Origin of the sequence: Porphyromonas sp. (assembly GCF_030529325.1) — a bacterium.
In the GTDB taxonomy this organism is placed as follows: domain Bacteria; phylum Bacteroidota; class Bacteroidia; order Bacteroidales; family Porphyromonadaceae; genus Porphyromonas_A.
Genome location: NZ_JAUMXC010000022.1, coordinates 23,334 through 32,654, shown reverse-complemented (window position 1 = coordinate 32,654; position 9,321 = coordinate 23,334). Strand labels below are relative to the sequence as shown.

At 44.2% G+C, this 9,321-nt stretch carries 6 protein-coding genes and 1 tRNA gene; 3 read left to right on the top strand and 4 right to left on the bottom strand.

Features of this window, described 5'->3' with window-relative positions; translation table 11 throughout:
- Window positions 1-342: transposase (locus Q4A14_RS05060; RefSeq protein ID WP_303170412.1), on the top strand; the 342-nt coding region annotated here is incomplete at its 5' end.
- 282 nt (window positions 343-624) lie between these two features.
- Here Q4A14_RS05060 and Q4A14_RS05055 read toward each other — a convergent pair.
- Entirely contained in the window at window positions 625-1,704 is a 1,080-nt protein-coding gene (locus Q4A14_RS05055) for an HpaII family restriction endonuclease (RefSeq protein ID WP_303170410.1), read from the bottom strand.
- Window positions 1,685-3,430 carry a DNA mismatch endonuclease Vsr gene (gene vsr, locus Q4A14_RS05050; RefSeq protein WP_303170409.1) on the bottom strand — a complete coding sequence of 582 codons (1,746 nt, stop codon included), beginning with the start codon at window positions 3,428-3,430 and terminating at the stop codon, window positions 1,685-1,687. Before vsr ends, Q4A14_RS05055 begins: the two co-directional genes overlap by 20 nt.
- Before the next feature lie 337 nt (window positions 3,431-3,767).
- On the opposite strand from vsr, the gene Q4A14_RS05045 reads away from it, so the two are divergent.
- Both Q4A14_RS05045 and Q4A14_RS05040 read left to right on the top strand, forming a co-directional pair.
- On the top strand, window positions 3,768-4,958 hold the full coding sequence (locus Q4A14_RS05045; protein ID WP_303170407.1) for a hypothetical protein: 1,191 nt from the start codon (window positions 3,768-3,770) through the stop codon (window positions 4,956-4,958).
- 101 nt (window positions 4,959-5,059) lie between these two features.
- Window positions 5,060-5,133: transfer RNA gene (locus tag Q4A14_RS05040), tRNA-Ile, on the top strand.
- 378 nt (window positions 5,134-5,511) lie between these two features.
- Here the strand turns inward: Q4A14_RS05040 and lipB are convergent.
- Both lipB and Q4A14_RS05030 read right to left on the bottom strand, forming a co-directional pair.
- Window positions 5,512-6,189, bottom strand: coding sequence for a lipoyl(octanoyl) transferase LipB (lipB, locus tag Q4A14_RS05035; protein WP_303170406.1), 678 nt, complete (start codon window positions 6,187-6,189; stop codon window positions 5,512-5,514).
- Window positions 6,190-6,219: 30 nt separating this feature from the next.
- The gene (locus Q4A14_RS05030; RefSeq protein WP_303170405.1) at window positions 6,220-9,321 is read right to left on the bottom strand and encodes a PD-(D/E)XK nuclease family protein; all 3,102 of its coding nucleotides are present in this window, start codon (window positions 9,319-9,321) and stop codon (window positions 6,220-6,222) included.

The following is a 9,321-nucleotide window of genomic DNA, read 5'->3' as shown; positions in this document are numbered from 1 at the left end:
CCTATCTCGGTCACAAGTCTTACTCCCATCAAAGCATTTGAGAAATTGTGTACATTTGCAGAATGTCGGGGGAAAAGCTACAGGAGCCTGCTCTCCTTATCGGCACCTCGCAATATAGACTACTTCACCTACCTGAGGTTCCCGGAAGGGGTTCGTCGTATGATTTACTCGACAAATCGGGTGGAGCGTCTCAATCGTAGTTATAAGCGCACGTTGCGCATGCGTGGGGCTCTTCCCTCGGCTGATGCCGTGGTCTTTCTCCTCGGATCTGTTGCCCGAGAGATGACCGAAAGGACTTACGCAAGGAGATTGCCCTATTTCCAAGACCGGAGTATCAAATAGAATGAGTAATAACCCGAAAAACTCAAAGTTTTTTATCCCCGGGGTTACCTCGGGAATAAAAGGAACAACTAACCTTACACACTTTTTGGGATACTACCATCTGTCAATATTATGTCCAACACATCCTTAAAGAAGTCTTTGGTTATGAGGGATGTTTTGGCTCTTGATAAGGTTATAGATAAAGCAAAAGTGTTGATATTAATTTCCAGATCAAGATTAAGAGCTTTTTATGGGGTATAAGGGGTTAAATGTCAATATTTTATATTGTTTCAATGACTTATCTTATTTAAATCGGATTTGGAGATTCAGTTTGAGAAAAAACTCTCCATCTTCTTGATATATTTTGCCAAAATCATGGCGTGAGATACTTGGTGTTTCAAAACGGGTGTTACTGAAAAGGTAATCTTCAAGATCATTTCGATCGAAAAAATGATAGCATACGATGTCACCATCTTCCTTTACAACAATATACCCTCCATTCGCATGAAAGTTCCCATACCAAGGTTTGCTACAGGTCATCCCCAATGCAAATGCAAGTAGAAACTGTTTTACCTTATATGCATACATCGGTTGATCTGTATCTCCCGAGATATTCAATGGATCGGCAACAGTTATGTGTTTTGTGATTTCATCTAAATCTCGCCCTTTTCCGGAATAGTAATAGCGTAAACTCTCTGCTATGACCTTTTCTATACCCAGATCGAGTAATGTGAGATTATTGTGCAAAACTCTATTTGCAGTCCTGTAATACGCAATAGAGGCCCTGATAGACTCCAGATAATCGAACTTCTTCTTAAATCTGTCAAAGGTGTTGAATGTTTTTACCTGTTCTGTTGTTATCCCTTGAACCCTGAAAATAAAATTTGTGCCATCTCCATTTGAATTAATCAACGTCGAAGCTGCTCCAAGTCTTGATTTAATACTGTATCCAAGTTCTGGTTTTGAACCTGTGTTTAAATTGTGAATCACAATCCGAATATCCGCCTTGTCCGATGATTTAGACTTGATGTCATGAATATCTATAATCTCCATAAAGGACTCAAGGTGAGACATGTCTGCATTTTGCTCCTTATCCTTTATGTATTTAATCAGGGTTTCAGCAGCCTGTCTGAAATCTTTTTGTGGAATTGGTGGGAATGTGTCGGGGATATTTTTACCGGTAACCAAAATACTACTTTCAGTACTTTGGATTTCGTAGGTATTCCTATCAATTGCGTCATCACGGAATATTTTCAAAATAGGATAGTATCTATCATCATAACGATTGAGCTCTCCATCTCCACAATGAAGACGACCGTCACCAAGTAGTTTGAAGAATGTATACAGTTCGCTCAGTTCGCCTTTATTCCCTTTTAAAGCCATATCCCTTATCTTTTGAAAGTCTAAGCCTTTTTACTATTTCTTGCGCTGTAGCTTGAATGGCAGGGACAGCAACGGAATTACCAAACTGTTTATAGGCCGAAGCATCAGCAACTCCAATTATAAAGTTATCAGGAAATCCTTGTAGTCTTGCCCATTCTCGTGGGGTCATTCTGCGGAGACCTTCTCTGTTTATTTCTCCTTTTATGTTGGTCACAGGGGTGAAGTCTTTGAGACGGTCATCGATTACAAGGTTTCTTTCTCTGCCCATTCCTCCAACAACAATGGCATTTGCTATTCCATCATCGGGGATGATCTCATAGCCAAATCCGTTCCCTTTTGCCTCATGGCGTTCCTTATGTGCAACAAGAGTTTTAAGATATTGAGTTGATAAGTAGTACTTTGCAGAAACCGTCTTTTCCTCCTTTATATCAGCAAATGTCTTGGTCGTGTCTGTTGGTTCAGGGTATGAAAATTCGTTTACATTTTGATCTTTTCTGAAGCCGACTATGTACACTCTCTCCCGATGCTGTGGAACACCAAAATTCATTGCATTTATGATTTGGGGGTCAGGCACATAGTAATCCAAATCTTCTCTTAGCACTTTCAAGATGGTTTTGATTGTTTTACCCTTATCATGGATAAGCAGACCTTTGACATTCTCCAAGAAAAAGGCCTTGGGTCGTTTGCGGCGTATTATTTCAGCAATGTCGAAAAACAGTGTGCCTCGTGTTTCTTCAAATCCCAATCTCTTCCCGGCAAGAGAAAAGGCCTGGCAGGGAAATCCGGCACACAAAACATCAAAATCATCAGGGATAAATGCTTTTGTTGTTTCCTTTGTTATGTCTCCGAAAGGAACCTCTCCATAGTTCAGAAGATATGTTTTTTGTGCCTGGGGGTCCCATTCTGAAGAAAAAATACATTTCCCGCCAATGTTTTGCATTGCCATTCGAAATCCACCTATGCCTGCAAATAAGTCAATAAAGGTAAATTTCGGCTTGCTATTTGGTAGAAATGGAACAGAGAATAGTTCAGAAAAGAATGAATATTGAACACGAATATCTGAAAGGCATCCGTTTTTTACTTTCTCTTTATTATGTAGGTTATAAATATCCTTTATCAGTCCTTCTGCCTTATTTTTATAGGGGACTTCATATTTATGGCCTTGATTGTGCAAGTAATGAGAGACTATTGCCATTTGTTCCTCAAACGGAATGATGGATCCGTCCTCATTCAGAGAGTGAGGACCGTACATCTGCATCGATACTTTACTGCCATTACATATTCGGGTAATAGAGATTTTTTCGTCTGCCGTCGTTTTTGTGTTCATATATGTCAGAATTCTATTTAAGCATTTGTCCGGTTCTCGAGTGATTTCTGTCTCCCAAAATCTGAAAACTTTCCATCCTTGGATTTCAAGTTGTTTGTTGACTTCCTTATCCCTTTCTATATTTCGTTCTATCTTGGAGAGCCAGAATTCTCGGTTGCTTTTGTGGTCATTTTTTCTTGTCTCCCAGTTTCGGCCGTGCCAAAAGTCTCCATCACAAAAGATTGCAATTTTCATGTTTCGAATGACAAAATCAGGGTGCCCGAAAACTGTATTATCATTCTTCCGATATCTCACGCCTGCATTCCAAAGTAGTCTTCCAAACAAAAGTTCAATCTTAGTTCCTTTCCCTTTGTTTGCGGACATGTTTCTGTGGCGTTGTTCTTTTGTAAGGCGATCCATTGGATGTTTGTCTTTTAGGAGATTGTCACTCAACTTGTGATACGAAAAATTTCGTGTTTTTGGGAGGCTATCACTCCTTGTAACACGCAAAATTACGTATTTATATCCGTTTAAGGTGAATTGTAGATATTTTATTGGTTTTGAATCAATAATTTAAGGAAGGAGAGATGGTCTCCCAAATATAAATAAAAAGGAGGTGTTATTGTCTGTTGGGGGGATAGAGATGGCTTTCGGTCATGAGATAAGGAGCGGGAGGAAATATGCTTCTCAATTTACGGTTTTTTCGTAGAATGTGACTATATTTGCTCGTGGTATGATTATTTAACAGTCTGATATTATGAAGAAGATACTTTTGTTGCTGGTTTTGAGTTTGCTTTCTATCTCTGTCTCTTGGGGACAAAAGGCAGAGATGATGAGAATAGACTCTCTCCTTACAAGATCGCGTTATAACGAGGCATTGATGCTCGTTCAAAGCTTGCTGATAAAGTCTCCCAACGATGATGTGTTGAAGGCTAAGATGGGGGACATCCTTGCCGAACTCGGGGATGCTCGTGGAGCTGTGGTTCAGTATGAGCGGGTATCAAGAGATTTTGAACCGAGAGAGATTATCGATCGCAAATTGGCTATACAAAACTATCGTTTGGGGAAACATCATGAGGCTTTGGGTTATCTGCAGTCGATATTCAGCCGTGGTGATACCACTTTTGTGGACTGCGATCTTGCCGGACGGATCTTTGGGTACTTTTTGGAGATGGATTCCGCTATTTATTTTCAGCGTAAGGCAGTCGGACTTGTTCCCGGCAATGCGGGTAATGTCATCCGACTCGTCAACAACTTTCAAGCCATCAAGGAAGTGGACTCTGCCCTATACTATGCATCTTCATACCTTCGCTATGACTCTACCAATATTGCTCTTAGGGGGATCAGAGGGCTTCAATACTATAACCTGAATAAGATTGATTCGGCCTATCAGGATTTTCGAGTGGCTTATGATCAAGGTGATCTGAGTCCGAATACTCTTTATTACTATGGATTGTGTCTGAAAGCAAAGTCGAAGTTTGTCGATGCGAAGAATGTTTTTCTTCTCGGTGATACCGTGACTCAGGGAAAAAATCCTTGGATATTGCTGGAGTTGGGTTTGTTGACGCAGCAAGGTTTCCTCCATCCGACATCCCCTGTCGAGTATTTCCGCAGAGCCGAAGAGGCAATGCAACCCGATTCTGCTCTCTTCATGAAAGTGCAGCAAGGGCTGGGTTTATCTCTTTTGAGTGAACAAAAGTATGGTGAGAGCATCAAACATTGGGAGAACGTTCTCCAAAAAGAACCCAATCATCCTCAGGCTACTTATGCCTTGGGGATGATATATGGTCAGAGAAAAAATAAAAAACAGGAGAAAAGGTACTACGAACGTTTTCTCAAACTTGCCGCCAATGATCCTCGCATCAGTAAAGAGTATGCAGTGCTTATCCAAAATGTCAAAGAACGGCTGAATACCATCAAAGAAGAGGAGTTCATGACTCGAAAGTAGGTCTGAAGAGGGTAAAAATGGGGTCAATCCTTGTGGATATCAGAAAAACTTCGTAATATTGCAATCCGAAAGGGTTGTGTATTCAAACATCATCCTTCACCGGTCCTATAGCTCAGTTGGTTAGAGCAACAGACTCATAATCTGGAGGTCCTAGGTTCAAGCCCTAGTGGGACCACTCTCCTATCCCCGATACTTCTTATGAAGTGTCGGGGTTCTTTTTTTGATGCCATTTTATTCAAATAAACAAATGCTCAAAGGGCTGTGCGATAAATCATCGCACAGCCCTTTGAGCTATCTGATAATATTATTGGGGGGATCAACTCATTAGTCGACTTTTCTCGGTATCTGTCGTTCCCGGTCAGACACATCTCCCAAAAGGTGTACAACTTTCGAAATTGATATGTCTACCTTGATGAATCAATGCCTACCTTGATAAATCAGGATAGTTACCTTGAACTATGGTGTGCATTATCTCTCTGAGGGACGATGATGAATTAAGTTGTGATTTCGATGATCTTTTTTCCTCTTGTTTTTGTTTGCTGTGAGGCGATGATCAGCCTTTGATGACTGTGCGCCCGAAGACTTCGGCAAAAGTTTCTTCGAATTGGTCGCGGAGAGTTTCCATATCGAGGGATTGACCGACCTCGAGGTGAAGTGATGTAACACCCTTGTCGGTAAATCCGCAGGGATTGATCCAGTGAAATGACTTGGGATCTGTATTGGCATTGAATGCCATACCGTGCATGGTGATATATCGGCTGCAGTGGATACCTATGGCTGCCACCTTGCGGGGCATAGGGCTGTCTATATGCATCCATACGCCCGAAGCTCCGGGGAGACGGTGTCCCGAGAGTCCATATTTTGCAAGGATGCGTATGGCTACTTCTTCGAGAGCCTCCACAAAGTCACGTACACCCAAGCCCAGTTCTTCGAGATCAAAGACCGGATATATCGTCCATTGGCCGGGCCCGTGGTAGGTCGCATCGCCTCCTCGTGAGATATGGAAGAGGGAGACTCCGTTCTGTGCCAGAATTTCTTCAGAAAAGAGGACGTTGCTTTCCTTGGCATGACGACCGAGGGTGATCACGGGCTTATGCTCGTTGAAGAATAAGCGATGTTGTACGGGTGTGCCGTCCTTCTTTTGTTGTACCCCCTGGTCAAAGGCTTCTTGTTGGTGTCTGAGAGAGTCTTTGTAGTCGATATCTCTATGAGTGGTGCTTATGATGTCCATTGTGTGGTTGTGTTGATTTGTTGAGTGGGTTTATTCATCCTCCGCCTCTTCTTCTGTCGTGCTTTGTGCCGTAGCCTCGCAAAGATCATAGGCCGGACAGTAGCGACAAGTTGTAGGGTGAGGTCGGGGAGCAAAGGTTTGGTTTTTGTCGATGATTTCGAGAAGGAGTGTGTCTATGAAGTCCTCAAACCACTCTCTTGCTTGTTCATAGTCCTCAATGAGGGTGTTCGTAGCCTTGCCTCCTCCTCGGTAGTCTTTCAGTGTGAGCTCACCCGCCTTTGAGCGGTTATGGGGCTTGTTGATGATCGGGCGGAGGGTCCTGAAGTCGGGCAACTTCTTCCTGAATTCATGCCCCGGTGACATGCTTCTGATGACATGGCAGTAAAAGAGCAATTGAGTCGCAGCTCCATTGTATGCCAGAGGTTGGGCATTATTGGTGGAGATATCGTAGGAGTCTCTACCGGTTTTGTAGTCTATGATACGGAGGCAATCTCCCTCGAGGTCTACACGGTCGATGAAGCCCTTGACATTGATTGTGGAGCCATCTGAGAGGCTGAGCGCATCGGTGATCCTCATCTCTCCACCGACGTATTTTAGTTGGCGAGGATAGTCTTTGTCCTTGCGTATGATGCTGAGGACTTGGCTCACCGCATATTCGTACTGTATGAGGTTGTAGCCTCGTGGTGTCCTGCCGTTGTCTTTGCCGTAAAAATGTTTGCGGAAGTGGCGAAGCGTACAGTTGCGCACGTCGGTATTCGCCTTATTCAGCCATTCCTGGAGTTGTCCTTTGTCGATGATACCCTCGTAGCGTTCGATGAAGTAGCGGTAAAGCTCTTCGAGTGTATTGTGGACAATCGTACCGAGGTCGTTGCTTTCGATACGCTCATGGAGTTTTTCCTGATCACTGATGCCACAGATGACGGTATAGTAAAATTGTCGGGGACACCGGACAAAGGTCTTAAAACGTGACGGAGATAGGGCAATGCCACTCTCCGGATCTTGGAGATCTTTTTGGTACTGCGCGATGAGCTGTGGGCGCAGGGTATCCCCACTATCGATCCTGCGAAGAGGAGACAGGGGATAGTTGGCCGACTTGAACTCGACATCTGCTCCATAGATGTAGTGCAGCATGCGGATATATCTCGAAGGCTCCCCTTGAGATATATCACTCTTGCGAGAGTCGTATGTGAGGATGACTCTCTTGGCACGGCTGATGAGCCTGAAGAAGTTGTACGCTCGTGTGCGATCTTGCCACTCGTAGGTCGGAAGCCCGTAGCCGAGACGAAGGGAGTAAGGGATGATACCTGTGACGGCTCTTTTTTGAGGTAGAGTCCCTTCGGAAGCATCGGGTATATAGATGATGTCAAAGTCCAAACCTCTTGTCTCGAGTACCCCCATCATCTGCAATCCCCTGAGTGGTTCACCGGTGTAAGGGATGCGGGCATTGCGCCAGATAGTGAGGAGTACATCTGATACGATCTGTGTCGTGAGGATGTGATCTCCGACTCCCTCTTGCCAGTGTACGAGGGTCTGTCTCATCTCTTGGATGAGCAGAAGGAGATGAGGCAGGATGGCTTTTTCGGCAGTGAAAACTTCGTTGGATTCGGATGTGTCCTCGGATGTGCTTGCAGTGTCTTTGCTCCATTCCGTAATGTCTTCCGGCATCTCTATGCTTTTGTCAGACAAAAATCTCAACAATCGTATGAAGTATTCAAAGAGACCGAGTCCATCTTCTGGCTTGGGAGGCTCCATGAATATGAGCTGTAACAACTTTAGCGTATCGCTTTCAGCATCTGTTTCCATGCTGTCGTAGGCCTCTTTTATGAGGGAAAGAAGTTCCGATCCCGTGATAGAGACATGTTTGCGACGGATGATCAGTTCACTCACCTTTTCTCTGATAAGTCCGATATATGGCGAAAGTACAGACATGGAGAATATCTGTATCACATCCGCTCCACGCCAAGTCGCATCGTCCGACGAGGTGTTTATCACTTGTTTATTCAGCGAAAGTAGGAGATGCTCCAGTAGTGCTACCATCGGAGTCTCTCGCACCGGATATCCCATGGTGACATTGAGGTGCTCAACCTCGATGGGGATATTGCTGAGCATGGGGATGAGAAGTCGTTCGTTGGGCAGGACTACGGCAACACGGAGGCCTTGCATACTTTCCGGTTGGACAGAGTGTAGGGCCTTGAGATCCGCTCCTATATATGCGGTCTGCGCTATCGAGGAGGGTATGGCAGTTACCTCTATCTTCGGAAATGTCTTTATGTCTTCTCTCGGGATGGCATCTGTGCCTGTCGGCTCCGGATAGTGGCTGAGATTGTATTCCCTGAAGTAGGCCGCCGGACTCTTGTCTTTGAGAGGTATCGATGGATAGTCCCAATAAAACAGTGTCTGTGAAGATTCTTTCAGATGCTTCAGTATCCTGTGCTCGCATGGTGTGAGGGCATTCAGTCCTACAAAGACATTGATCACACCGTCGTCTCCCAACGAAGTGTCTTCGGACTCTATCTTGTCGCAGATGTCTCTCATGATCATCCCGTCATACCCGATGCCGAGATTTTTCAGACTCTGCTTATAATCGACATATAGATCATAGAGGCCGTCCCAAAAGTTCAAGAAGTTTTTCAGCAGAGGTTTGGCATCCTCCACTTTTGCCGGCAGTGGTTTTAGAAAACTGCTTATGGCTTGACGTTGAGCTTCATCAAGATACGAAAGTTCATTCTCCAACTCTTTAAGTTCGTAAAGGTTGCGGAACAACTTCCTCGCATCTATATGGTGCTTATCTATGTCTTGAAAATCCTGCAGGATGAGCTCTCCTATCTGATAAAAGCTCTCGAAGGTCATCTCCTCTGCTTTTTCTTTGGAGAGCCTGGCTGTGTAGCACTTGTAAAGCTCAAAAAGCAGTATCAGTTTTTCGCCCGATACCAGATCCGAAGCCGTACCGATAAATTCGTTCAGCGTTGTGATGCGTGGCGCAAATAAGGGTGTATCACCGACATACGAACGAAGATAGTGCATAAAGAACAGACTTGCTCGCCTATTGGGCAAGAAGAATCTGTACTTGTACAGTTCCTTTTGGTGTTTCTCAAAGAAGTGTTGTGCTATCTGTTCTAAGAAAGGTGTCAT

Bases quoted from the DNA above. Each gene is read 5' to 3' on its own strand.
- vsr (WP_303170409.1), bottom strand. From the start codon at position 3,430: ATGGATCGCCTTACAAAAGAACAACGCCACAGAAACATGTCCGCAAAC.
- lipB (WP_303170406.1), bottom strand. From the start codon at position 6,189: ATGGACATCATAAGCACCACTCATAGAGATATCGACTACAAAGACTCT.
- Q4A14_RS05030 (WP_303170405.1), bottom strand. From the start codon at position 9,321: ATGACACCTTTCTTAGAACAGATAGCACAACACTTCTTTGAGAAACAC.
- Q4A14_RS05045 (WP_303170407.1), top strand. From the start codon at position 3,768: ATGAAGAAGATACTTTTGTTGCTGGTTTTGAGTTTGCTTTCTATCTCT.
- Q4A14_RS05055 (WP_303170410.1), bottom strand. From the start codon at position 1,704: ATGGCTTTAAAAGGGAATAAAGGCGAACTGAGCGAACTGTATACATTC.